The organism is Allonocardiopsis opalescens, assembly GCF_003002095.1.
Classification (GTDB): Bacteria; Actinomycetota; Actinomycetes; order Streptosporangiales; family Streptosporangiaceae; genus Allonocardiopsis; species Allonocardiopsis opalescens.
In genome coordinates this window covers 468732-491592 of record NZ_PVZC01000002.1, presented here as the reverse complement: position 1 = coordinate 491592, position 22861 = coordinate 468732, and the positions used below count along the sequence as shown (strand labels likewise).

Below are 22861 nucleotides of genomic sequence, written 5' to 3'. Positions count from 1 at the left end.
GGCGGCGGTCCCTCCCTCCGGGGCACGTCGCGCCGGTCGTTTCAGAACTGTCTTCCGACGGAGGGATCGATCATGTCCAACCCGCTCGCCGAGGCGGTCGCAGCACTGCTCGGCACCGTTTTCGTCATCGCTCCCGGCGGACTCGCCGCCTCCTCGTCCGTCACCTCGATGAACTCCACCTTCGGCCTGTACGGCCCCGGGCGCATCGCCGTCTCCTACGACGAGTCGGTGCCCGTGGGCGCCCGCGGCGCGGTGCGGGTCACCAGCAGCGGCAACGGCGGCACGGCCGTGAACCTCACGGTGCACGGGCTGGAGCCCAACCGCGAGTACGGCGCGCATGTGCACACCGAGCGCTGCGGCCCCGACCCGGCCGACGCCGGGCCGCACTACCAGAACGAGGTCGACCCGGTGCAGCCCTCCGTCGACCCCGCCTACGCCAATCCGAGCAACGAGATCTGGCTCGACTTCACCACCGACCACACCGGCCACGACTCCGCGCACGCCGCGGTGAACTGGACCTTCCGCGAGGACGAGGCCCACTCGGTGGTCATCCACGAGCACCACACCGCCACCGGCCACGGCGTCGCCGGCACCGCGGGCGCCCGCCTGGGCTGCCTCACCTTCTCGATGTCCTGACCGCCGCCGATCCGACGCCTGGGCGGCATCAGCCCCGCGCCCGTTTCACCTCGCGGCCGCGCTTGCCGGTGTCGCTCACGGCGTCGACCACGAGCCAGACATTGGTCGACGGGTTCGGGCCGTTGCGATTCGCCTCTGTGTGCTCGGGGCAGGCCCGCTGGGCGCGCTGGCGCGCTGCTTCGTGGGCCGCGAAGGGAAAGTCGTCCGGCAGGTGCTTGTCGTAGCCGGGGATGCGCTTGGGCAGCTTGTTCTTTGCCAGGTGGTCGCGGCTCACTGCCGATAGATAGTCCTGGAAGTGGTACAGCAGCCACAGTTCGAAGCTCGGGTTGGATACGACGACCTTGATGCCGTTCCTCTTCGCGGTCTCCAGAGCGGGCAGCAGGGTGGTGTGCTCGTCAACGTCGACCAGGCACCACACCTCATCGAAGCGCAGGTTGGCGTCGCCGCGCGCATCCGCCTTCCTGGCTTCCTTGTTCCGTTCATCGATGGCGGCCTTGACGACATTGAGCGGATCGCACCCGATTCCCAGGGTCCGGCAATCCCGTAACTCGACCAGCTGTGACTGCAGGTAGCGTTTCAGCCCTTCAATATACTGGCATTCGGTCACCGTGCCCTCGCAGGCGATCAGCAGGCGCGGCCGCGCCTCACGCGTGCCGACCTTGCGGCGCAGACTCGGCTTTCCCCGGCGCGGGCTCATCGGACGCCCGATGAATGTCGATGAAGAGTTTCCGGATATCCGCGAAGTTCACGAACGGGACGGCCCCGTAGCGACCTTGCAGGTAGCCGCGCTCGGTGTTCTCCGAGCCCCGAGGATGGAACTCGGCGAGGGAGTACAGCGACGTAGCGCCGTCCTGGTCCTTCTCGGTGAACCATACTTCGTCCCGCTCCAGCAGATCGTTTTCGAGCATGCTACCGAGCAGGGCCGTGTCGTGGGAGGCGAACACGAGTTGTGCGTTCCTCGGGTTGATCTCGACATCCTTGAACATCCGGATCAAGGTCGACGTGATCATGGGATGCAGGCTGGAGTCGATTTCGTCCACCAGAAAGGCCTCTCCGTTCCGAAGGACGCTGAGGAGTGGCCCGGCGAGCGCCAGCCAGGCTTGAGTGCCGTCGCTTTCCTGGTCGATCGGGAGTATGCCGCCGGTCGGCTGGTGCCGAAGTGAGATCTTGAACGCGAGGTCCTCTCTCGCGCCTTTGCTGATCTGGTCAAATAATTCCTCGGGAACCTCAAGGTCTTTGATAAGGTTTTCGAAATGACTTATTGCCGTCTCCGGGAAAGAACTCTTGGTGATCTCGGTTCCCGATATGCCGAGATCGGCAACTTGGAGAAGGCGGTCGATGTGAGACTGGTCTACGGGGTCCTTGATGATTTGTTTCGTGGCGCTTGTGCGAGCGGCTTGGTCTCCGACGTGGGCGGACCTGATGCTCTGGGACAGTGAATGATGTAGGTTCCTGAGGAGATGATGATTATTGGAAGCGGCGCATGAAAGGTATAGTGAATTCTCGCGAGTCAGCTTCCTGATCTGATCCAGTTGACCGGTCAGATGGCGGCCGAAGGAGTATTCGTTCGTGGTGGAGCGCTCGAATAGTCGTTGTGATCGTCCATGTGGAAAGGTGAACAACCATTCGCTCGTGACGGCTGCGTCAGTGACTTCGAAGCCATAGGAATAACGCACCTGTTCCCAGGTGAAATCTATCTCATAGAACGATGGGTCGGCGCGCGCCTTCTTGTCGAGAAAGAACGGCGTCCGTGGTACTCCTTTGTCGGGAGGCCAGAACATATGCGACTCGTAGATGGCTTCCTTCATCCAGCGCAGCGCATCCAGCACGTTCGACTTACCCGAGGCGTTCGCACCGTAGATCCCGGCGACCCGCGCCGTGGGCGGGATCTCGCCGCCCTTCGGCTTCGGCTCGCCCCTTCGGGGGACCCGCACAAGGGAGAGTTCCTGTTCGTCCCGGAGCGAGCGGTGGTTCTTCACTCGGAACCTCAACAGCATGGTCGCCCTCTCTCACGCCCGTCCAGCGCCACACTATGCAGTTTGAGGTCAACTTGCGAAGGCTTTCGTCGTAAAGAGCTGCCAAACCGCTGTCCAGATGGCCTCGCGTGCCTCAGTCTGCCGCGAGTCCGCCCAGGTGGCGTCTGACCTGGGCTGTGACGATCTCGGCCTCGCCCGGCTGGAGTTGGTCGGGGCCGAGCCACAGGCCGCGGGCGGCGCCGAGGGGGGCGTCGGGGAGGACGGCGACGGCGGGGTCGTCCTTCCGCAGGGCGGTGATGGCGGCGGCGACCCGGTCGGGGGTGGCGTCGACGCGCAGGTGGACGCGGGGGACCGGCTGCCCGGCCTCGTTGAGGGGGTCGCGGGTGGCGGTGACGCCGGGGAGGTCGGACAGTTCGGCCAGCCAGTGGGCGACGGTCGCCTCCCAGTCGCGGGCGAGCGCGTCGTGGTCGAGTTCGACATAGCGCTGCACGGCGGCCAGCAGGCCGGCGATCTCCTCCTTGCCCGCCTTCATCGCGCGGGCCAGCCGCTGGTAGGGGGCGCCGTTGAGGCGGGCGGCCTCCACCAGGTCGGCGCGGCCGACCATCAGGCCGCTGGCCTGCGGGCCGCGCAGGGCCTTGCCGCCGCTGAAGACGGCGAGGTCGGCGCCGGCCTCGGCGGTGAAGTGCCACAGGTTGGAGACGGGCGGCAGCTGGGCGGCGGCGTCGACGATGACGGGCACGCCCCGCTCGTGCGCCGCCCTGACCACCTGGTCCAGCGGGAGCGCGCCGGGCGGCAGGTGCGAGCCGGCGACGTAGAGGACGGCGGCGGTGCGCTCGGTGAGCGCCGCCTCAAGCTCCCAGTCGAAGGTCTGCAGCACATTGCCGATCTGGCGGACGCGGGCGCCGGCCAGCGTCACGGCCGGGTCGTAGGGGATGCGGTGCGCGGCGTGCATCACGACCTCGTCGGGGATATCGGGCTCGCCGGCCGCGCCCTCGGAGATCCGGCCGATCAGCCGGGGGTCGCCGCCGGTGCGAGCGGCCAGCACGCCCAGGACCAGGGCGGCCGCGCAGCCGGAGGTGGCGTAGGCGGCCTCGTTGCGGGTCAGCTCCGCGAGCCGGCGGCCCGCCGCGGCGTGCAGCTCGTGCATGTCCACGAAGGCGCCGGCGGCCTCGCGCATCGCGTCCAGCACCTCGGGCGGCATCAGCGAGCCGCCCAGCGCGGTGAAGGTGGTGCTGGCGTTGATCACCCGGGTGAGCCCGAGCGCGGTGTGGAAGCCCATGGTCGCGTGGTCGTCCTTCGGTTCGGGGGCGGTCGGTGGCGAAGGGGCGGCCGGACGGCTCAGCCCAGCTCGCGGGAGATGGCGTCGGTGGTGGCGCGCAGCTCGGGCAGCAGCTTGCTCAGCTCGGGCAGCGCCGCGATGACCTTCAGCGAGGTGATCGAGACGGCGGCGACGATGTCGCCGGTGCTGTTGCGCACGGGGGCGGCGACGCAGTTGATGAAGTCCTCGAACTCGCCGTCGTCCACGCCCCAGCCGCGCTGCGCGATCCGCTCCAACTCGGCGTCGAGCGCGCCGAGGGTGTCGAAGGTGGTGCTGGTGTGCGAGGTCAGCTCGGCGGCGGCCAGCACCTCCTCGCGCCGCTCGGGGGTGAGCTGGGCGAGGATCACCTTGCCGACGCCGCTGGCGTGCGGTGAGGCGGGCCGCCCGATCCGCGAGTACATCCGCACCGCGCCCGAGGACTCCACCTTGTCGATGTAGATGATCTCCCGGCCGACCAGCTGGGCCAGGTGGATGGTGTGGCCGCAGGACTGGTGCAGCGCGCGGATGTGCGGGGCGGCGACCTGGCGCACGTCCAGCGACTCCAGCGCCTCCTGGGCGATGGCGATCAGCCGGGTGCCGACCGCGTACCTGCCGTCGGCGCGGCGCAGCGCGAAGCCGTTGGCCTCCAGCGTCTGCAGCAGCCGCAGCGCGGTGGAGCGGTGCACGCCGAGCCGGTCGGCCACCTCCGACAGCCCCCGCGCCCGCTCGGCCAGGAACTCGACGATGACGATCGCCCGCTGCACCGTCTGCGACATACCGGTCCGTGCTCCTCGCCGTGGTGGTGGCGCCGCCGCGGTACGCCCGCGCCGGCGCGGGCCGCCCGGGCGGCGGCAGCTCCGCGCCGGCCCGGTGACGGCCATGAGTGCGTGCATATAATGCCGCCTCGATTGCATATGGCGCAACAGGTGCGGAGGCGTGATGGTGGACCGGCAGGCGGCGGCGGACTGGCGACCCGACTACGAACTGCTGCTGCGGGGCGGCACGGTGGTGGACGGCACCGGCGGGCCGCCACGCCGCGCCGACGTGCTGATCCGCGACGGCAGGATCGCCTCGATGGAGCGGCACCGGCCCGGCTTCCCGCTGCCCCAGCACACGATCGATGTGGGGGGCCTGGTGGTGGCGCCCGGCTTCATCGACATGCACTCCCACTCCGACCTGGCCGTACTGGCCGATCCCGAGCACATCGCCAAGGTGGCGCAGGGCGTCACCACCGAGGTGCTGGGCCAGGACGGGCTCAGCTACGCCCCCGTCACCGACGCCACCCTCGGCCAGCTGCGCGAGCAGCTGCGCGGCTGGAACGGCGACCCGGAGTTGGACTACGACTGGCGCAGCGTCGGCGAGTACCTGGACCGGATCGACCGCGGCGCCGCCGTCAACGCCGCCTACCTGGTGCCGCACGGGACCGTGCGGCTGGCCGTGATGGGCACCGACGAGCGCGCGGCCACCGCCGAAGAGCTGGCCCGGATGCGGGCGCTGGTGGAGGAGGGGCTGGCGCAGGGCGCCGCCGGCCTGTCGACCGGCCTCACCTACACCCCCGGCATGTACGCCGATGACGAGGAGATCGTCGAGCTGTGCGCCGCGGTCCGCGCCCACGGCGGCTACTACTGCCCGCACCACCGCAACTACGGCGCCGAGGTGGTCCGCGGCTATCTGGACTGCCTGGAGATCGCCCGCCGCGCGCAGGTGCCGCTGCACCTGGCGCACTGCCATGTCAACTTCCCGCCCAACGCGGGCCGCGCCCACGAGGTGCTGGACGCGATCGACCGCGCGAGCGCCGAGCACGGCCTGGACGTCACCCTCGACACCTATCCCTACCTGGCCGGGGCCACCTACCTGGCGGCGCTGCTGCCCAGCCGGGTCCAGGCCGGCGGTACCGCGGCCACGCTGGCGCGGCTGCGCGACCCGGCCCGCCGCGCCGAGATCGCGCACGAGATCGAGGTCAGCGGCTCCGACGGCCACCACGGCATGCCGATGGACTGGTCCACCATCGTCATCTCGGGCACCGGCGAGGAGCAGGCGTGGGCGGTCGGCCGGTCCATCGCCGAGCTGGCCGCCGAGCGCGGCGCCGCCCCGGCCGAGCTCTTCTTCGACCTGCTGCTCGCCGACGAGCTGGCCACCGGTTGCCTGGTGCAGGTCGGCAACGAGGACAACGTGCGCGCCATCATGACGCACCGCGCGCACACCGGCGGCAGCGACGGCATCCTGGTCGGCGCCCGGCCGCACCCGCGCGGCTGGGGCACCTTCCCCCGCTACCTGGGCCACTACGTCCGCGAGCTGGGCCTGCTCAGCCTGGAGGAGGCCGTCGCGCACTTCACCTCGCGCCCGGCCCGCCGCCTCGGCCTGGCCGACCGGGGCGTGCTGCGCCGGGGGGCGGTGGCCGACCTGGTCGTCTTCGACCCCGACCGGGTCGCCGACACCGCCACGTACGAGAACCCCAAGCGCCGCCCCGCGGGCATCGAGCACGTGTTCGTCAACGGGGTGAAGACCCTGGCCTACGGCCGCCGCACCGGCCTGCTGCCCGGGCGCGCGCTGCGCCGCCGGACGGACCCGCGCGGATAACGGTTCGGGAATCCGCTATTGACACGCGGCCCTCCCACCAGCAAAGTTTCACCCCACAAAGAGCGCAACAAGCGTTGCGACATGTGCAACAGCAGGACGGTAGCTGGGAGAGGCGATGAGGTCGAAGACGATGCGCGGGGCGGCGCTTGGCGTCGCCGTGGGGCTGGGCCTGACGCTGTCCGGCTGCGCCGGGGCGGGAGGCGGCGGCCAGGGCGGCGAGGGCCCCTCGGTGGAGGAGGGCGGGCAGCTCACCTTCGCCAACTGGCAGTGGCTCGAACCCGGCAGGGGCGAGCAGATCTGGAGTGCCGTCGGCGGCTACTCCGAGGCCAATCCCCAGGTGGAACTGGTCCAGCAGGAGATCGTCCGGGCCGACTACGAACGCACGATCAGCACCCAGATCGGCAGCGGCCAGGGACCCGACGTGTTCATCATCCCCGACACCTACTTCCCGGAACTGGCCGCCTCCGGGGCGCTGGAACCCCTCGACGGCGTCCTCGACCCGGCCGACCAGGAGCGGCTGAACGCCACCAACGAGAACTTCGCCGTCGACGGCCAGCAGCTCGCGCTGACCTGGGAGAGCGTCCCCTTCGCCTTCTTCTGGAACGAGAACCTGCTGGACGAGGCCGGCGTGGAGCCGCCGACCAGTCCCGAGGAACTGGTCGAGGCCGCGCAGACCGTCCAGGACGAGACCGGCGCCACCGGCTTCGCGGTGCGGCACCAGATGAACGAGGAGACCGTCTGGTGGCTGGACTTCGCCAACTGGCCGTACGGCTTCGGCGGCGGCTGGTCCGACGGCGAGCAGCTGACCATCGACTCCGCTGAGAACATCGAGGCGCTCACCGCCTACCAGGAGGTCTACGACTCCGGCGCCTTCGCCGTCGGCGACGACGCCTCCACCTTCCGCTCCCGCTTCGCCGAGGGCGAGGTGGCAATGATGATCGACAACAGCTCCGCGCTGCTGACCATGGTGGCCGACAACGAGACGGTGACCAGCGAGGACATCGGCGCCTCGCCGCTGCCCTTCACCACCGACGGCTCCACCTACGCCGGCTTCGCGATCGGCATCAACGCCAACAGCCAGAACAAGGAGCTGGCCCGCGACTTCGTCCGGTGGATGTTCACCCAGGAGGGCCAGGCCGCGATGGCCGAGGGCCTGGCGCCCAGCCTGGTCGGCACGGACGTGGAGGTGCCCGCCGACTTCGTCGAGGCCAACCCCTGGGTGCCCACCTTCCACGAGCAGCTGCCCAACGCCACCACCGCCGTGATCGCCGGCTTCGAGACCGAGACCCCGCAGATCCGCACCGCGATCCTCACCCAGGTCGCCCGGGTGCTGACCGAGGACGTCGACCCGGCCGAGGCGCTGGCGCAGGCCCAGGCCGACGCCGAGGCGGCGGTGGAGTAGCCGAGTGAGCGCATCCGCCGCGCCGACCCGCGACGCGCCGCCGCCCGCCAAGCGGCGGCGCCGTCGCCAGGTCGCGCCCTACGTCTTCGCCGCGGCCGCGGCGCTGTACCTGCTGGCGTTCACCGCCACACCGCTGTTCCGCGGCGTCGACATGAGCTTCACCGACACCCGGCTGCTCAACCCGACCGGGGGTCGCTACATCGGCTTCGACAACTACGTGTCGGTGCTGGGCGGCGCGGCCTTCTGGAACTCGGTCGCCACCACGCTGGTCTACACCGGGGCCACCGTCGCCTGCTCGCTGGTCTTCGGCACAGCGGCCGCCGTGCTGATCAACCGGGCCTTCCCGGGCCGCACCTTCGCCCGCGCCGTCATGACGCTGCCCTGGGCGGTGCCGACGGTCGCCGTCGTGCTGGTGTTCCGCTGGATCTACAACGACGGCACCGGCGTGGCCAACCAGGTCACCGGCGCACTGGGCCTGGGCCAGCCCAACTGGCTGATCGACCCGCGCTACGGCATGCTCGCGGTGCTGATCGCCACGGTCTGGAAGGTGACCCCCTTCGTCATGCTGGTCGTGCTGGCCGCGCTCCAGTCGGTGCCCGACGAGCTGTACGAGGCGACCCGCGTCGACGGGGCCGACGGGCTCAGCACCTTCAAGGCGGTCGTGCTGCCCTACCTGATGCCCACCCTGCGGGTCGTCGCGCTGCTGATGACCATCTGGTCCTTCCGCCGCTTCGAGATCATCTTCCTGCTCACCGGCGGCGGCGCGGACACCAACACCATCGTGGTGCACGTCTACCGCGAAGCCTTCCTCAACTCCGACCTCGGCACCGCCGCCGCGATCGGGATGCTCGGCCTGGTGCTGTCGCTCATCGTGACCGTCGTCTACTTCGTCATGGAGCGGCGGGCCATGCTGCAGGAGGGGGACAGGTAATGCTGATGCACCGCAGGCTCTCGCTGGGCGTGCGCGTCGTACTGGCCCTGGCCACGACCGTACTGGCCGGCTTCCCGGTCTACTGGATGTTCGACACCGCCACCACCCCCAGCGACGCCCTCTACCGCGGCGACCAGTCCTGGCTGCCCGACCTCACCCGCGCGGGCAACGTCTTCAGCGTGCTCGCCTCCGACACCCCCTTCCTGCGCTGGCTCGGCAACTCCGCCGTGATCGCCTTCGGCACCACCCTGCTGAGCCTGGCCATCGCGGTGATGGCCGCCTACGCGCTCAGCCGGTACAAGTTCCACGGCAAGGGCCTGCTCGGCTTCGGCCTGTTCGCCACCCAGATGCTGCCCGAGGCGCTGCTACTGGTGCCGCTGTACTCGCTCTTCGCGATCCTCGGGCTGCTCAACGGCCTGGGCGGGCTGATCCTGGTGAACACCTCCTTCGCCATGCCGGTCGCGGTGTGGATCCTGAAGTCGGCCATGGACGGGGTGCCCTACGAGATCGAGGAGTCCGCGCGGGTGGACGGCTGCTCGCCCTTCGCGATCCTCCAGATGATCATGCTGCCGATCGTGATGCCGAGCCTGGCCGCCGCCGCCGTGATCGCCTTCTTTGACGGCTGGAACGAGTACCTGTTCGCCACCACCTTCATCGAGGACCGCGAGCTGTGGGCGGCCTCGACCGGGCTGGCCTCGTTCGTCGGCGAGTTCAGCACACCGCTGGACACCGTCTTCTCGGCCGCGCTGCTGTTCACCCTGCCCGCCATCGTTTTCTTCCTGCTGATGCAGCGCCGCATCGTGAGCGGCCTGACCGCGGGTTCTGTGAAGGGATAGCCGGATGCCTGTCATCCACTTCAACGGGATCAGCAAGCGGTTCGGCGACAACGTCGTCATCCGCGAGTTCGAGGCCGAGGTGCCCGACCAGGAGTTCCTGGTGCTGCTCGGCCCCTCAGGCTGCGGCAAGTCCACCATGCTGCGGATGATCGCCGGACTCACCGACATCACCAGCGGCGAGCTGCGCCTGGACGGCGAACTCGTCAACGAGAAGACGCCCAAGCAGCGCAACGTCGCCTTCGTCTTCCAGTCCTACGCGCTGTACCCGCACATGAGCGTGCGGGCGAACATCGCCTTCCCGCTGGTCATGGACCGCTTCCGCTGGTGGCACCACATCCCGTTCGTCAACGGCTTCGTCAAGCGGGCCATCATGCGCGACCCCCAGGTGGCCGCCAAGGTCGCCGAGGTCGCCGAGATGCTGGAGCTGACCGACTACCTGGACCGCAGGCCGCGCGCGCTGTCGGGCGGCCAGCGCCAGCGGGTCGCGGTGGCCCGCGCGCTAGTGCGGGAGCCGTCCATCTACCTGCTGGACGAGCCGCTGTCCAACCTCGACGCCAAGCTGCGCACCCAGATGCGCGCGGAGATCTCCGCGCTGTACCAGCGGGTCGGCAAGAGCTTCGTCTACGTCACCCACGACCAGGTCGAGGCGATGACCATGGGCACGAAGATCATCGTGCTCAACGGCGGCGTAGTGCAGCAGTACGGCACCCCCAAGGAGATCTACGACCGCCCGGCCAACACCTTCGTCGCCCGCTTCATCGGCTCGCCGGCGATGAACCTGATCCCGGCGGAGGCGGCGGCCGGCACGGTCCGCGTCGAGAGCGGCGGCGCGCTCGAACTCCCGGCCTCGGACCCCGACCGCGCCCCGCAGGACGGCGCGCTCACCCTGGGCGTGCGCGCCGAGAAGGTGCGCATCCGGCCCGCGTCCGAGGGCGGGCCCGGCCTGGAGGGGCACGTCACCATGGTCGAGCACCTGGGCGCCGAGACCATCGTCGGCTTCAAGTTCGGCCCGGCCGCCGCCTCGGGGGAGGTGGGCGCCGCCGCCTCGCGCGACCTGCACTACGCGCGCATCCCCGGCGACGTGGTCTTCGACTTCAACGAGCCGTGCCGGATCGAGCTGGACCTGACCGGCGCGTCCTGGTTCGACCCCGAGAGCGGTGAGCGGATCACCGGCGCCCCGGTGCCGGCATGACCGACGGCGACGACGGCGGCCGCGCCGCCGCCGAGGTGGTCTGCGTCGGCGAGACGATGGCCCTGCTCACCCCGGTGGACGCCCGGCCGCTGCTGGAGCGGCCGCGGCTGGAGATGGCGCTGGGCGGCGCCGAGTCCAATGTCGCCTGCGGCCTCGCCGGGCTCGGCCACCGGGCCGCCTGGCTGAGCCGCGTCGGCGACGACCCCTTCGGCGCGCTGGTCCGCGCCGAGGTGGCCGCTCGCGGCGTGGACACCGCGCACGTGGAGGTCGACCCCGACCGGCCGACCGGCGTGTACTTCAAGGACCCCAGGCCCGGCGGCACCCGCGTGCACTACTACCGGCGCGGTTCGGCCGCCGCCGCCATGGACGCCGGGCTGGCCGCGCGGCCGGGCACCGGCGCCGTGCTGCGCGGCGCCCGGATCGTGCACCTGTCCGGCATCACCCCGGTGCTGTCGGAGAGCTGCGCCGAGCTGACCGACGAGCTGCTGGTGCGGCGCGCGGTGCCCGGCCCGCTGCTGAGCTTCGACGTCAACCACCGCCCGGCGCTGTGGTCGGCGCAGCAGGCGGCCGAGCCGCTGCTGCGGCTGGCCCGCGCCGCCGACCTGGTCTTCGTCGGCCGCGACGAGGCGCAGACCCTGTGGGGCACCGGTGATCCGGCGGCGATCCGGCGGCTGCTCGGCTCGGTGCCCGCGGTGGTGGTCAAGGACGCGGGCGAGGGCGCCACCCTGTTCGCCGCCGACGGCCCGGCGACCTTCGTGCCCGCGCTGCGGGTGCCGGTGGTCGAACCGGTCGGCGCGGGTGACGCCTTCGCGGCCGGGTACCTGTCCGGACTGCTGGACGGGCGCGACCCGGTGCGGCGGCTGCGGCTGGGCCACCTGCTGGCCGCGATGACCCTGCGCCAGGTCGGCGACCTGGCCGAACCGCCCCCGGCCGGGTCGCGCGAGCGGCTGATCGGCCTGTCCGAGCACGAGTGGGCCGGCGCCCGGCTGCCCGGTCCGGAGCCGGCCGCCGCCGACCTGCCCTGAGCGGCGGACCGCCGTCCGCCGTCCGCGCCGACCCGCAGTGAGGAGTGCTGCCATGACGACCGCACCGGAGAACCCGTCCGGATTCGACGCGATCTTCGGCGACCGCCGGGTGATGGCGATCCTGCGCGGAATGCCGCCCGGGCAGACCGTCGAACTCGCCCAGCGCGCCTGGGACCTGGGCATCGAGCAGGTCGAGGTGCCGGTGCAGACCCCCGACGCGCTGCCCTCGCTGGCGGCGGCGGTGGCCGCGGCCCGCGAGCGCGGCCGAGACATCGGTGCGGGCACCGTCACCACGGTCGAGCAGGTGCGCGCGGTGGCCGCGGCGGGCGCCGTGTTCACGGTGGCGCCCGGCTTCGACCCCGCCGTCGCCGCCGCCTCGGCCGCCGCTGGGCTGCCGCACCTGCCGGGGGTGGCCACTCCCACCGAGGTGCAGCAGGCGGTCCGGCACGGCCTGAGCTGGCTGAAGATGTTCCCGGCCACCGCGCTGGGCACCGCCTGGTTCAGCGCGATGCGCGGCCCGTTCCCCGCCGTCAGACTGGTGGCCACCGGGGGCGTCGACGCCCGCAACGCCGCGGAGTACTTCGCGGCCGGGGCGCGGGTGGTCGCCGTCGGCTCGGCGCTGGCCGACCCCGAGCAGCTGGACCTGCTCGCACCCCTGGTGCGGGCCTGACACCCATCCACCGCAGAGCCTGGAGGGCAGTGTGAGCAAGCAGCAGATCAGTACCGACGGGGCCCCGCGCCCGGCCGGAAGCTACAGCCAGGGCATCGCCACCGGCGGCTTCCTCTACACGGCCGGCTTCGGCCCGCAGGACCCCGCCACCGGCGAGATCGCCGAGAGCGTCGGGGAGCAGACCAGGCAGGTGCTGCGCAATATCGCGGCGGTGCTGGCCGAGCGCGGCCTGACCTTCGACGACGTCGTCAAGGTGACCGCGCACCTCCAGCACCTCAAGCGCGACTTCGCCGAGTACGACGCCGCCTACCGCGAGTTCTTCACCGAGCCCTTCCCGGTGCGCACCACGGTCGGCTCGGACCTCTACGACATCCTGGTGGAGATCGACGTGGTCGCGCGGCTGCGCGGCTGAAGGGGAGCGGTGTGAAGATCACCCAGGTCGAGACCTTCCTGGTCGCCCCGCGCTGGCTGTTCGTCAAGATCAGCACGGACGACGGCCCCGACGGGTGGGGCGAGGCGACCCTGGAGAGCCGGTCGGAGCCGGTGGCGGCGGCCGTCGACGTCCTCGCCGAGTACCTGCTCGGCGCCGATCCGCTGCGGATCGAGGCGCACTGGCAGGTGCTGACCAGATCCGGCTTCTACCGGGGCGGCCCGGTGCTGTCCTCGGCGGTGGCCGGGATCGACCAGGCGCTGTGGGACATCGCGGGCAAGTACCGCGGCGCGCCCGTGCACGAACTGCTCGGCGGGCCGGTCCGCGAGCGGGTGCGGGTGTACTCCTGGATCGGCGGCGACGACCCCGCCGAGATCGCCGACCAGGCCGCCGCCCAGCGCGAGGCCGGGTTCACCGCGGTCAAGATGAACGGCTCGGGCGCGCTGGAGCCGATCGACACCCCGCTCGCCGTCGACCGGACGGTGGCGCTGGCCGCCGCCGCCCGCGAGGCGCTGGGCAGCGACGCCGACTTCGGCATCGACTTCCACGGCCGCTTCAGCACCGCGATGGCCCGCCGGGTGCTGCGCGAACTGGAGCCGCTGCGGCCCATGTTCGTGGAGGAGCCGGTGCTGCCCGAGTACGCGCCGCACCGGCTGCGCGACGTGGTGGAGTCCACCTCCATCCCGATCGCCACCGGCGAGCGCATCTACGACCGGCCCGGCTTCCTGCCGGTGCTCCAGGCCGGGATCGGGGTGGCCCAGCCCGACCTGGCGCACTGCGGCGGCATCTCCGAGGGGCGCAGGATCGCGTCGCTGGCCGAGACCTTCGACGTGCACATCGCGCCGCACTGCCCGCTCGGCCCGCTCGCGCTGGCCGCCTCGCTGCAACTGGCCTTCGCGACGCCGAACTTCCTGATCCAGGAGCAGAGCGCCGGCATCCACTACAACACCACCGCCGAACTGCTCGACTACCTGGTGGACCCCTCGGTGTTCGCCTTCACCGGCGGCTACTGCCCGCGGCCCACCGCCCCCGGCCTCGGCGTCCAGATCGACGAGGCCGCCGTCCGCAAGGCCGCGGCCGACGGCCACCGCTGGCGCGGCCCGGTCTGGCGGCGCCGCGACGGCTCCTTCGCGGAGTGGTGAGCCGGCCGGCCGGCCGCTCCGCCCTGGTCCTGGTGCTCGGCGGCGGGGCGCTCATCGCGCTCGTCGCCGCCATCGGGTGGGCGGCGCGGCCGGCCGAGCCGGCCGAGGACGCATGGGAACCTACGGGTGGGACGCCGTCCCCGACCGCCTCGTCATCACCCGCGCGGGTATCGAGCAGGCGGTCTGGGCGGAGTTCCACCGGCACGGCCTCCCCCCGCCGCGCTGCGACGCCGGCATCCCCGAGGCGAGCGCGCACCCGCCTGGCACCGAACTGGAGCACCGCTGCTACCTGCCCGCCACCGGGGCCGAACCCGACCAGCGGACCGTGATGATCACCATCACCGTCCAGCACGGCGGTCCGCTGCTGCGGAGCGTGCCCCAGCCCTGATCCGCCCGGCGGACGGGCCGGGCGGGTGTCCGAGGGGCGGCGGCATCGGGCGCGCCACCGTCCGGCCTGCGATTTTACGGCGTGCGGAAATGCCGCCGCGGATGTGCACCGCGCGGTGGAGGAGCCGTTCAGAAGGCCACCGCTGTTCCCGCTTCAGTGGATGGTAATCACCTTTCGGCGCGCGAATATCGACCACGGACCGCAATTCTCCGAACGGCGTGCGGGCGGCCGCGGACCAGGGCGGGACGGTATTCGATTCCGCGGCCGAGGGATGGCCGGTGCGGGGCGCGCCGCCGCCGCGGCGCCTGGTCTGCGGCGGGGCGGCGCGCCGGGCCGGTCAGGTGACGCGCACCGCGCCGGCGAAGTGGCCGCGGTAGTGGCCGGACATCCGCACCACCTCGACGCGGCCGCCGGAGTTGGGGGCGTGCACCATCCGGCCGCCGCCCAGGTAGATCCCGGCGTGCCCGGGGCCGGAGTAGAAGAACACCACGTCGCCGCGGCGCAGGTTCCCGTAGGAGACCCGGGTGCCGACGTCGTACTGGTCGTAGGTGGTGCGCGGCAGCCGCACGCCCGCCTTGCGGAACGACCACTGCACCAGGCCCGAGCAGTCGAAGGCGTCGGGTCCCTCGGCGCCGTAGCGGTAGGGCTTGCCGACCCTGCTGAGCGCGTGCTCGACGGCCTCCTCGGCGGTGCCCGGAGCGCGCTCGGCCGGGAGCGGCCCGGCCGAGGCGGGCGCGGTGGCCCCGGCCAGCGTCGTCAGCCCGACCACCACCGCGGCCATGGCGGCCGCGAAGCCGGTATGGGACCGGCGGGCCTTTTTGAGCCGTTGTTTGGCGGTGAAAACAGTGGTGAACAGCATTGGATCCCCCGTTGAGTGCTGGGCCGAATCCCCCGTGGGCGGCGCATCGGCCCTGGCGCCACCGCGGATCAGAACAGCACACCGGCCGCGATTCGCCGAGCAATTAAGTGCGGAAGCCGATGGTCCTGGTGTTCTTTTTACCTTCCGTTCGAAACCAGGGATTGTGCATCGGGGCCGACTGGCGAAGCATTGGCGCATGACCCAAGCACCTGAGCCCGCGCGTCCCGACGCGGGCAATGCCGAGATACTGCGGTCGATCACCGAACTGGTGGAGGAGGAGCGCGCGCTGCGGAACCGGAGCGGCGCGCAGGGCCCGCAGGCCCTGAGCGCCGAGGAGCGCGACCGTCTGAAAGGTCTGGAGGTCCGGCTCGACCAGTGCTGGGACCTGCTCAGGCAGCGCCGCGCCGAGGCCGAGTTCGGCCGCGACCCCGACGACGCGAGCGTGCGCCCGCCGGGGCAGGTCGAGAACTACCGCCAGTAGCGGGCGCCGCCGGCGCCGGTCCGGTTCCAGCCCCCGGCGGCCGGAACCGGACCGCCCGACCGGTCCCCGTTCGTGCGGGTAGCGCCCGGACACGGGCAGAATGCCGGTGTGCCGAACACGTGGACCGCCCCTGAGCGCCCGGACGGCCGGCGGTGATCGAGGCGCTGGTCGGAACCGGGCTCGCCTCCGCCGCGGGCCTGAACGCCTACATTCCGCTGCTGGTCGTCGGCCTGCTGGCCCGCTACACCGAGCTGGTGCCGCTGTCGGGCGGCTGGGAGTGGCTGGAGCACCCCGTCACCCTCGTCGTGCTCGGCGTGCTGCTGGTCATCGAGGTGGTGGCCGACAAGGTCCCGATGGTCGACCACGTCAACGACGTGCTGCAGACCGTGGTCCGGCCCACCTCGGGCGGTATCGCCTTCGGCGCCGGGGCGGCCGCGCAGACGGTCGACCCCACCGCCGCCACCGCGGCCGACTGGGGGCCGGTCATCGCCGGAGTGCTGATCGCGCTCGCCTTCCACGGCCTCAAGGCGGTCGGCCGGGCCGGGGTGAACGCCGCCACCATGGGCGCCGGCGCGCCGATCGTCAGCACCGCCGAGGACGGCCTGAGCCTGGGCATGGCGCTGGCGGCGGTGCTCGCCCCCGTGCTCGGGCTGGTGCTCGCGCTGGGCACCGCCGCCGGGCTGGTGGTGCTGTGGCGACGGCGGCGGGCGCGCCGCCGCGCCGAGCGGGACCGGGCCGCGCCGCCGGGCTGAGCGGTCAGCCGCCGGAGGGCTCCTCGCCCAGGCAGGCGGCGAGCACGCCGGTGAGCCGGTCCTCCAGCCGCTGGGGGTCGTAGTCGGCCAGGCCGCCGCGCTCGTGGATCTGGCGCAGGGTACTCGCCCCCACCAGGAAGGTGACGGCCAGCTCGGCGCGCAGTTCGGCCTCGGGCCCGTCAAGGCGCTCCCGCAGCGGGCCGACCAGCGCGGAGTCCAGCCGCTCCCGGAACACCGCCTTCAGGTCGGGGTCGGCGCTCGACCGGTTCAGCGCGCGCAGCAGCGGGCTGCCGCCGCCGTGCGTGCGCTCGACCATGTGCCGGGCCAGCCGGCGCGGCAGTCCGGCGCGGTCGCCCTCGAAGATGCGCGGGAAGGCCGCCTCCTCGGCCACCACCTCGCGCAGCAGGCCGAGCTTGGAGCCGAAGTACCGGTTGATCAGCGCGACGTTCACGCCCGCCGCGGCGGCGATCGCCCGCGAGGACACCGCGCCGTACTCCTCGCGGGTGAACAGGTCTCGGGCCGCGTCCAGGATGCGCCGCCGGGTGAGGGCGCGGTCCCTGACGGGTGGACGCCCGCCGGCGTCCGCGTCGGCGTCCCGGTGGAACGCGCCTGGGGTGTCGCTTGGCACGGAAATCGCCCTCACCTGGTACGGAGCCGTCTGCGGCCTGGACGCAGCCCATTGTGGCGCACCGCCGCCGGGGCTCGGTCGCTTGACAAGTAAACAGTGTTTACTTAGTTTGGTTGTACCGTACATCAATTCTCCGCCGACCGGTGCGGTCCCCGTCCACGCGCCCGCCCCCGCCGGTGCGCTCGACCATGGACCCAGGAGGCACGGCACGCCATGGCGCAACCCGTCGTCCGGCAGGAGGACGCCCCCGAGGCGGAGGCGGGCGGGTACAGCCGCCGCCAGATCGCCGCCATCCTGACCGGGCTGATGCTCGCGATGCTCACCTCGATGCTCTCGACCTCGATCGTGGGCACCGCGCTGCCGACCATCGTCGGCGAGCTGGGCGGGCAGGAGCAGCTGTCGTGGGTGGCCAGCGCCACCCTGCTGGCGCTGACCGCCTCCACCCCGCTGTGGGGCAAGCTGTCGGACCTCTACGGCCGCAAGCGCATGTTCCAGCTCTCCCTGGTCATCTTCGTGCTCGCCTCGGCCGGCGCGGGCTTCGCCGCCGACATGCCGCAGCTCATCGCGGCCCGCTTCTTCCAGGGCGTCGGCGCGGGCGGCCTGGCCGCCCTGCCGCAGATCATCCTCGGCGACGTGTTCACCCCGCGCGAGCGCGGCCGCTACGGCGGGGTACTCGGCTCCGTCTTCGCCGTGTCCACCGTGGCCGGACCGCTGCTCGGCGGCTTCATCGTGGACACCTCATGGCTCGGCTGGCGCTGGTGCTTCTTCATCACCATCCCGCTCGCCGTCATCCCGATGGTGGCGCTGCACTTCAACGCGCACATCCCCAACCGCAGGAACCGCGACGCCCGCATCGACTGGTGGGGCGCCACCGCCATCACCGGCGCGGCCGCCGCCGCCATGCTGCTGCTCTCCCTCGGCGGCCGCGAGTTCGCCTGGGTCTCCTGGCCGTCGGCCGCCCTGCTGGTCCTCACGGTGGCGCTGGTGGCGCTCGCGGTGCCGGCCGAGCGGCGGGCGTCGGACCCGATCCTGCCGCCGCGGCTGTTCCGCAACCGCTCGGTGGTGCTGGCCAGCCTCGGCCTGGCGGTCATCGCCAGCGCCATGTTCGGCATGATGATCTACCTGCCGCAGTACCTGCAGATCGTCAAGGGGCTGAGCCCCACCGCGTCGGGGCTGATGATGGTCCCGATGGTCGGCACCGTGCTGGTCACCTCGATCGGCTCCGGCGTGCTGGTCAGCCGCACCGGCGTCTGGAAGCCCTATCCGGTGGTCGGGATGGTGCTGGTCTGCGCCTCGCTGCTGCTGCTGTCCACCCTGGACACCGGGACCAGCCTGACCCTGCTCGGCTCCTACATCGCCGTGCTGGGCGCCGGGATCGGCCTCACCCTGCAGATCCTGCTGCTGGCCGCGCAGAACGCCGTGGAGCGCGCCGACATCGCGGTCGCGGTCTCGGGCGCCTCGTTCTTCCGCTCGCTGGGCGGCGCGATGGGCGTGGCCGTCTTCGGCGCCATCCTGACCAACCGGCTGGCCGGCGAGCTGGCCGCGGGGGCGCCGCCCGGGGCGGCCGCCGGCGGCCCGGCCGTCGCGCTCGGCTCGCCCGACGCCATCCTCGCCCTGCCCGAGGCGGTGCGCACCCTGGTGGTCGGCGCCTTCAGCGAGGCCATGGGCACGCTCTTCCTCGCCGGGGTGCCCATCATGCTGGTGGGGCTGGTCCTGGTGCTGTTCGTCCCCGGCACGCCGCTCAAGGGCCGTTAGCGGGCGCGCTCACAGGTAGCGGTGGAAGCCCTCGGCGGAGTTCTCGAAGCCGACGGCCGCGTAGAACTGGTGGGCGTCCTCGCGCGACTGGTGCGACAGCAGCTCCATCCGGAAGCAGCCCGCTGCCTCGGCGCGGTCGACGGCCTCGTCGACGAGCGCCCGGCCGACACCGCGCCGGCGGTGCGGCGGGTCGACCACCAGGTTGTCCACCACCGCCCACGGCTTGGCGTCGTGGGTGAGGTTGGCGACCAGGATCAGGTCGAGCGTGCCGATCAGCTGGCCGCGCCGCTCGGCGATCAGGACCGTGCGGTCGGGGTCGGACTCGATACGGGTCCAGGCGCGGACCGCCGCCGACGACATCCGCGCGTTGTGGCCGGGGGAGGGGACGTCGCCGAGGTGCTGGAGCAGCCTGAGCAGAGCCCCCAGGTCGGACCGGATGGCCGCCCGGATGGTGAATGGTTCGCGCATTGTGCAGCCAATTATGGGTGATCGCGAACCAGTGCCGCGCCCGGCCGCCGGGGGCCCGCGGAGCCCGCCCCGTCAGGGGCCGCCCGCGGGCCGCTCGTCACGGCCGAGGCAGGCCCCTCAGTTCTTCCTGATGATCCGGACGGTGGTCTGCGCCGGATCCTTGCTGTCGTCGGCCTCCGGCGCCGTCTCCGCGGCGGCCGGCGAGCGGTCGGCCTGCTTGGCGCCGGTGGACAGCCGGGTGGTCGCCTCAGCGTCGGTGCCCGCGGGCGCGGCCTGCCGGTCGGAGCGCTCCTGCTGCGCCACCGCCACCGCCCGCTGCTGCGGCCGGATCGGGTCGGTGGACTCGGGGTCGCCCTCGCGCTCGCGCGCCGGCCGCTCCGCCGCCTCGGCGCCGGGAGCCGCCGACGGCCTGCGGTCCTGCGGCGGGCGGTTCTCCGGACGGTCCTGCTCCGGACGCGGACCCGACTGCGCCGCCGGCGGCTGCGAACCGGTGCCGACGTGCCCCTGCTGCCCGGACCGGCCCTCGGCCGGGGCAGCAGAGCCGCGCTGCTCGGGACGGCGGGACACACCCGGGCTGACCGGGCGGCTCGAGCGCCCCTCGGACCGGGGCGCCTTCTTGTTCACCGTCTCCTCGATCGACGCCGAGGACTCCTCGTGCCGAAGCAGGTCGGCCAGCGTGTCGCGGATGTCGGTGAGCCGGCGCAGCGCCTCGCCGTGGGTGGCCATGGCCGTCTCAAGGCGGCGGTCGGCCGTCTCGTTCACGACGGTGGCGCGGCGGTCGGCCTCGCTGCGGACGCGCTCGGCCTCGGCCTGGGTGACGCTGCGCAGCTGGTCGGCCTCCTTGCGGGCCGTGCCCACCAGCTCCTGCGCCTGCTCGCGGGCGGCGCTGACCAGGCGGTCGGCGTGGGTCTGCGCCTCGGCGACGACCCGCTGGGCCTCCTGGGACGCCTCGGCGCGGATGCCCTCGATCTCCTTGTCGATGGAGGAGCGCTTGGCGCTGGCCTCCTCCTCGGCGAGTTTGAGGATCTGGGACATGCGCTCGCTGAGCACTTCGTGCTCGGCCTTGGGCGCGGCCTGCTCACGGGCGGACTGGAGTTCGCGCCGCGCCTGCTCGGTCTCGTCCAGGGCGCGGGCCAGCCGCTCCTGGAGGTCGCGGTTCTGGTGGTGGAGTCGGGCGATGAAGTCGTCGACCTGGCGCCGTTCGTAGCCCTTCCGCACGACGTCGAACTGGTCGTCGCGGAGCAGGTTCGGCAAGAATTCGTTCTGTTCGTTCATAGCCAATCACGTGGGTTGGTGGCGAATCGCGGAGCGACGTCGGTGGTGCGCAGCGGCTGAGGGAGCAAGGTGCGATGGTGCGGAGACGCTTCCCCCATCATCCCCCTACGCAGCCGAAACATGTGGTCCGCACGTCATATCGCCAGGTTGGGTTCGTCCGGGGCAAGCGCGACATCCAGTTCTGGACTACCACACGGTCGTGCCGTCCCGGCCCGGATCGGCGAACATCGACCCCGAAAAGCGTGCCGCCGCGTACCCCGGTCACAATTATGTCCGTCGGTCCCGCCGGTCCGACCCCGACCACTCGATCGGCAGGATGGGCGCGCCGGTGCCGCGGCCGAGGCCCCGCCGGTACCCGACCCGCCTCCTTCCCAGTGAGGGGCCGCTCATGCACCCCGTCCGGATCATGCTGGAACGCCTGCGAGCAAGCGGTTCCGACACCGCGGAACCGGTCGGGCAGTGGGCGGAGCTGCTGGCCGCCGCCACCGGCCTCCCCGCCGGGCGGCTGCGCGCGATGCTGGCCGATTCCGGCTCCGCCCCGCCGCCGATCACCCCGGCGCTGCCCGCCGCCCAGGTGGTGGTGCTGCTGGCCGGCTATGCCGACCAGGCCCGCCGGCTCGCCGAGGCGGAGCCCGCCCTGGCCGGGCCCGGCGGCGCGGACGCGGTCGGGCGCAGCGCCGAGGAGGCGCGGGCCGAACTGGTGCAGCTCGCGGTCGAGGAGGCGGCCGCGCCCGGACCCGGCGGCGAGCCCGACGACAGCGCGGACGAGCCGGACGAACGCGAGGCGGACGGGGACGACGAGGGCGAGGACGACGGCCCTCCGGGCGGCGGCCCCTGGGCCCGAGGCGCACTGTCCGGCATCGTCCGCTCGCGGGTGCTGCCGTGGGCGGTGGCCGCCGTCGCACTGGCGCTCGCGGCCGGCCAGTTCACCACCGGGACACTGGCCAGGGCCGAGGCCGGCTCCACGGAGCTGCCGCTTGTGGAGACCCCGGTGGGCACCGGCGGCCGCAGTGTCGTGCACATCGACGGCACCCCCGGCGGCGACGGCGGGCACGACCTCGAGCACACCATTCACATCCTGGAGACCGGCCTGGCCGATATGCAGCAGGTCATCGACGCCGAGCTGGGCACCGCACTGGGCTACACCCTGTTGCAGAGCGGTCCGTGGACCGACCACTACTGCGGTCCGGGCTCCCGCGATCCCTGGCGGATCGAGATGGAGACCCGCGCACTCGACCCGCGGCAGGCCGCGGCGGCGCGCGGCGCCCTGATCGCCTACTGGCACGAACTCGGCTTCACCACCGTCTCCAGCTACCGTTTCGAGCAGGGCGAGAACGCGACCGGCTCCATCCGCTCCACCGACGACCCCAGCGAACCCTCGTTCCCGGGCGACTACCAGTGGGAGTTCTCGGTGAACTCCTACCGCACGCCCGCGCGGATCTTCGCCACCAGCCCGTGCGTGCAGGAGCGGCAGTAAGGGGAGGCCGGGACCGGTGGAGCACCGGACGACGACAGCGAGGGAAAGGCACGGCGTGTCCCAAGGACAGAGCGTGCCGGAAGGGCAGGACATGTCGGACTACGCCGAGCGCTACCCCGGAGCCTGGATCGGGTCCGCCGACTTCGGCGGCCCGGAGATCCACCCCGAGGCGTGGGTGGCCCCCACCGCCGTGGTGGTGGGCCGGGTCATCCTCGGCCCCGGCAGCACCGTCTGGTACGGCTCGGTGCTGCGCGCCGAGGCCGAGGACATCGAGGTGGGCGCCGAGGTGAACATCCAGGACGGCTGCGTGCTGCACGTCGACCCCGGCGAGCCCACCCTGCTGGAGGACCGCGTCAGCCTGGGCCACCAGGCCATGGTGCACGGCGCGCACATCGGCACCGGCGCGCTGATCGGCATCGGCGCGGCCGTGCTGCACCGCGCCACCGTCGGGGCGGGCGCGCTGGTGGCCGCCGGAGCGGTGGTGCCGCCGGGCACCGCGGTGCCGGCCGGGGTGCTCTACGCCGGGGTGCCCGGACGCGTCATCAGGGAGCTGACCGACGACGACATCGCCCGGCAGGCGCGCACTCCCGACAACTACGTGCGCAGGGGCGCCGAGCACGCCGGAGTGCGCTGGGCGGGCTAGCCGGCGCGCGGTTTCCGC

At 72.3% G+C, this 22861-nt stretch carries 24 protein-coding genes; 16 read left to right on the top strand and 8 right to left on the bottom strand.

Annotated features, from left to right (window positions below; genetic code table 11):
• Positions 1-72: 72 nt before the first annotated feature.
• A complete protein-coding gene (locus CLV72_RS08985) occupies positions 73-636 on the top strand; it encodes a superoxide dismutase family protein (RefSeq protein ID WP_106242895.1) in 564 nt (187 codons plus the stop codon).
• 28 nt (positions 637-664) lie between these two features.
• Here CLV72_RS08985 and CLV72_RS08980 read toward each other — a convergent pair whose 3' ends face one another.
• The 4 genes from CLV72_RS08980 to CLV72_RS08965 all read right to left on the bottom strand — a co-directional run bounded on the left by CLV72_RS08980 (position 665) and on the right by CLV72_RS08965 (position 4685).
• Entirely contained in the window at positions 665-1333 is a 669-nt protein-coding gene (locus CLV72_RS08980; protein WP_245930009.1) for an RloB family protein, read from the bottom strand.
• Positions 1281-2633, bottom strand: a complete 1353-nt coding sequence (locus CLV72_RS08975) for an AAA family ATPase (protein WP_106242892.1) — start codon at positions 2631-2633, stop codon at positions 1281-1283. The genes CLV72_RS08980 and CLV72_RS08975 overlap by 53 nt, the downstream gene beginning before the upstream one ends.
• 112 nt (positions 2634-2745) lie before the next feature.
• Positions 2746-3891, bottom strand: a complete 1146-nt coding sequence (locus CLV72_RS08970) for an aminotransferase class V-fold PLP-dependent enzyme (RefSeq protein WP_106242889.1) — start codon at positions 3889-3891, stop codon at positions 2746-2748.
• 59 nt (positions 3892-3950) lie between these two features.
• Positions 3951-4685: an IclR family transcriptional regulator gene (locus CLV72_RS08965; protein WP_106242885.1), complete on the bottom strand. Its 735-nt coding sequence runs from the start codon at positions 4683-4685 to the stop codon at positions 3951-3953.
• A gap of 163 nt (positions 4686-4848) precedes the next feature.
• Between CLV72_RS08965 and CLV72_RS08960 the strand changes: the two genes are divergently transcribed.
• The 10 genes from CLV72_RS08960 to CLV72_RS08915 all read left to right on the top strand — a co-directional run bounded on the left by CLV72_RS08960 (position 4849) and on the right by CLV72_RS08915 (position 14505).
• Complete coding sequence (locus tag CLV72_RS08960) at positions 4849-6489, top strand: N-acyl-D-amino-acid deacylase family protein (RefSeq protein ID WP_106242881.1); 1641 nt, start codon at positions 4849-4851, stop codon at positions 6487-6489.
• 115 nt (positions 6490-6604) lie between these two features.
• The gene (locus tag CLV72_RS08955; RefSeq protein WP_106242877.1) at positions 6605-7891 is read left to right on the top strand and encodes an ABC transporter substrate-binding protein; all 1287 of its coding nucleotides are present in this window, start codon (positions 6605-6607) and stop codon (positions 7889-7891) included.
• A 4-nt stretch (positions 7892-7895) separates the two neighbouring features.
• Entirely contained in the window at positions 7896-8822 is a 927-nt protein-coding gene (locus CLV72_RS08950; RefSeq protein ID WP_106242874.1) for a carbohydrate ABC transporter permease, read from the top strand.
• A gap of 5 nt (positions 8823-8827) precedes the next feature.
• Positions 8828-9658, top strand: coding sequence for a carbohydrate ABC transporter permease (locus CLV72_RS08945; RefSeq protein WP_211302778.1), 831 nt, complete (start codon positions 8828-8830; stop codon positions 9656-9658).
• 4 nt (positions 9659-9662) lie between these two features.
• Complete coding sequence (locus CLV72_RS08940; protein WP_106242867.1) at positions 9663-10850, top strand: ABC transporter ATP-binding protein; 1188 nt, start codon at positions 9663-9665, stop codon at positions 10848-10850.
• The gene (locus CLV72_RS08935) at positions 10847-11875 is read left to right on the top strand and encodes a sugar kinase (RefSeq protein WP_106242864.1); all 1029 of its coding nucleotides are present in this window, start codon (positions 10847-10849) and stop codon (positions 11873-11875) included. Before CLV72_RS08940 ends, CLV72_RS08935 begins: the two co-directional genes overlap by 4 nt.
• A 52-nt stretch (positions 11876-11927) precedes the next feature.
• Positions 11928-12545, top strand: coding sequence for a bifunctional 4-hydroxy-2-oxoglutarate aldolase/2-dehydro-3-deoxy-phosphogluconate aldolase (locus tag CLV72_RS08930; protein WP_106242860.1), 618 nt, complete (start codon positions 11928-11930; stop codon positions 12543-12545).
• Positions 12546-12576: 31 nt separating this feature from the next.
• Positions 12577-12957 carry a RidA family protein gene (locus CLV72_RS08925; protein WP_106242857.1) on the top strand — a complete coding sequence of 127 codons (381 nt, stop codon included), beginning with the start codon at positions 12577-12579 and terminating at the stop codon, positions 12955-12957.
• 11 nt (positions 12958-12968) lie between these two features.
• Entirely contained in the window at positions 12969-14117 is a 1149-nt protein-coding gene (gene dgoD / locus CLV72_RS08920; RefSeq protein WP_106242853.1) for a galactonate dehydratase, read from the top strand.
• A 112-nt stretch (positions 14118-14229) separates the two neighbouring features.
• Complete coding sequence (locus CLV72_RS08915) at positions 14230-14505, top strand: hypothetical protein (protein WP_106242849.1); 276 nt, start codon at positions 14230-14232, stop codon at positions 14503-14505.
• A gap of 337 nt (positions 14506-14842) precedes the next feature.
• Here the strand turns inward: CLV72_RS08915 and CLV72_RS08910 are convergent, their stop codons facing one another.
• Entirely contained in the window at positions 14843-15364 is a 522-nt protein-coding gene (locus CLV72_RS08910) for a C40 family peptidase (protein WP_245930008.1), read from the bottom strand.
• A 196-nt stretch (positions 15365-15560) separates the two neighbouring features.
• Here CLV72_RS08910 and CLV72_RS08905 point away from each other — a divergent pair, with 196 nt between their 5' ends.
• Together CLV72_RS08905 and CLV72_RS08900 are read left to right on the top strand one after the other, a co-directional pair.
• Complete coding sequence (locus tag CLV72_RS08905; RefSeq protein ID WP_106242845.1) at positions 15561-15845, top strand: DUF2630 family protein; 285 nt, start codon at positions 15561-15563, stop codon at positions 15843-15845.
• Positions 15846-15997: 152 nt separating this feature from the next.
• The gene (locus CLV72_RS08900) at positions 15998-16597 is read left to right on the top strand and encodes a DUF4126 domain-containing protein (protein ID WP_106242842.1); all 600 of its coding nucleotides are present in this window, start codon (positions 15998-16000) and stop codon (positions 16595-16597) included.
• A 4-nt stretch (positions 16598-16601) separates the two neighbouring features.
• Here the strand turns inward: CLV72_RS08900 and CLV72_RS08895 are convergent, their stop codons facing one another.
• Complete coding sequence (locus CLV72_RS08895; RefSeq protein ID WP_245930007.1) at positions 16602-17225, bottom strand: TetR/AcrR family transcriptional regulator; 624 nt, start codon at positions 17223-17225, stop codon at positions 16602-16604.
• A gap of 213 nt (positions 17226-17438) precedes the next feature.
• Between CLV72_RS08895 and CLV72_RS08890 the strand changes: the two genes are divergently transcribed.
• Entirely contained in the window at positions 17439-18980 is a 1542-nt protein-coding gene (locus CLV72_RS08890; RefSeq protein ID WP_106242836.1) for an MDR family MFS transporter, read from the top strand.
• 9 nt (positions 18981-18989) lie between these two features.
• Here CLV72_RS08890 and CLV72_RS08885 read toward each other — a convergent pair whose 3' ends face one another.
• Together CLV72_RS08885 and CLV72_RS08880 are read right to left on the bottom strand one after the other, a co-directional pair.
• Complete coding sequence (locus CLV72_RS08885) at positions 18990-19448, bottom strand: GNAT family N-acetyltransferase (protein ID WP_106242833.1); 459 nt, start codon at positions 19446-19448, stop codon at positions 18990-18992.
• A gap of 117 nt (positions 19449-19565) precedes the next feature.
• A complete protein-coding gene (locus CLV72_RS08880) occupies positions 19566-20702 on the bottom strand; it encodes a hypothetical protein (RefSeq protein ID WP_146159392.1) in 1137 nt (378 codons plus the stop codon).
• A gap of 409 nt (positions 20703-21111) precedes the next feature.
• Between CLV72_RS08880 and CLV72_RS08875 the strand changes: the two genes are divergently transcribed.
• Positions 21112-22200, top strand: coding sequence for a hypothetical protein (locus tag CLV72_RS08875; protein ID WP_106242826.1), 1089 nt, complete (start codon positions 21112-21114; stop codon positions 22198-22200).
• 91 nt (positions 22201-22291) lie between these two features.
• A complete protein-coding gene (locus tag CLV72_RS08870) occupies positions 22292-22843 on the top strand; it encodes a gamma carbonic anhydrase family protein (protein WP_106242824.1) in 552 nt (183 codons plus the stop codon).
• The last annotated feature ends 18 nt before the right edge of the window (positions 22844-22861 follow it).

Excerpts from the sequence above, each read along its gene's own strand:
- CLV72_RS08985 (WP_106242895.1), top strand. The coding sequence starts at position 73 with ATGTCCAACCCGCTCGCCGAGGCGGTCGCAGCACTGCTCGGCACCGTT.
- CLV72_RS08980 (WP_245930009.1), bottom strand. The coding sequence starts at position 1,333 with ATGAGCCCGCGCCGGGGAAAGCCGAGTCTGCGCCGCAAGGTCGGCACG.
- CLV72_RS08975 (WP_106242892.1), bottom strand. The coding sequence starts at position 2,633 with ATGCTGTTGAGGTTCCGAGTGAAGAACCACCGCTCGCTCCGGGACGAA.
- CLV72_RS08970 (WP_106242889.1), bottom strand. The coding sequence starts at position 3,891 with ATGGGCTTCCACACCGCGCTCGGGCTCACCCGGGTGATCAACGCCAGC.
- CLV72_RS08965 (WP_106242885.1), bottom strand. The coding sequence starts at position 4,685 with ATGTCGCAGACGGTGCAGCGGGCGATCGTCATCGTCGAGTTCCTGGCC.
- CLV72_RS08960 (WP_106242881.1), top strand. The coding sequence starts at position 4,849 with ATGGTGGACCGGCAGGCGGCGGCGGACTGGCGACCCGACTACGAACTG.
- CLV72_RS08955 (WP_106242877.1), top strand. The coding sequence starts at position 6,605 with ATGAGGTCGAAGACGATGCGCGGGGCGGCGCTTGGCGTCGCCGTGGGG.
- CLV72_RS08945 (WP_211302778.1), top strand. The coding sequence starts at position 8,828 with ATGCACCGCAGGCTCTCGCTGGGCGTGCGCGTCGTACTGGCCCTGGCC.
- CLV72_RS08940 (WP_106242867.1), top strand. The coding sequence starts at position 9,663 with ATGCCTGTCATCCACTTCAACGGGATCAGCAAGCGGTTCGGCGACAAC.
- CLV72_RS08935 (WP_106242864.1), top strand. The coding sequence starts at position 10,847 with ATGACCGACGGCGACGACGGCGGCCGCGCCGCCGCCGAGGTGGTCTGC.
- CLV72_RS08930 (WP_106242860.1), top strand. The coding sequence starts at position 11,928 with ATGACGACCGCACCGGAGAACCCGTCCGGATTCGACGCGATCTTCGGC.
- CLV72_RS08915 (WP_106242849.1), top strand. The coding sequence starts at position 14,230 with ATGGGAACCTACGGGTGGGACGCCGTCCCCGACCGCCTCGTCATCACC.
- CLV72_RS08910 (WP_245930008.1), bottom strand. The coding sequence starts at position 15,364 with ATGCTGTTCACCACTGTTTTCACCGCCAAACAACGGCTCAAAAAGGCC.
- CLV72_RS08905 (WP_106242845.1), top strand. The coding sequence starts at position 15,561 with ATGACCCAAGCACCTGAGCCCGCGCGTCCCGACGCGGGCAATGCCGAG.
- CLV72_RS08890 (WP_106242836.1), top strand. The coding sequence starts at position 17,439 with ATGGCGCAACCCGTCGTCCGGCAGGAGGACGCCCCCGAGGCGGAGGCG.
- CLV72_RS08885 (WP_106242833.1), bottom strand. The coding sequence starts at position 19,448 with ATGCGCGAACCATTCACCATCCGGGCGGCCATCCGGTCCGACCTGGGG.
- CLV72_RS08875 (WP_106242826.1), top strand. The coding sequence starts at position 21,112 with ATGCACCCCGTCCGGATCATGCTGGAACGCCTGCGAGCAAGCGGTTCC.
- CLV72_RS08870 (WP_106242824.1), top strand. The coding sequence starts at position 22,292 with ATGTCGGACTACGCCGAGCGCTACCCCGGAGCCTGGATCGGGTCCGCC.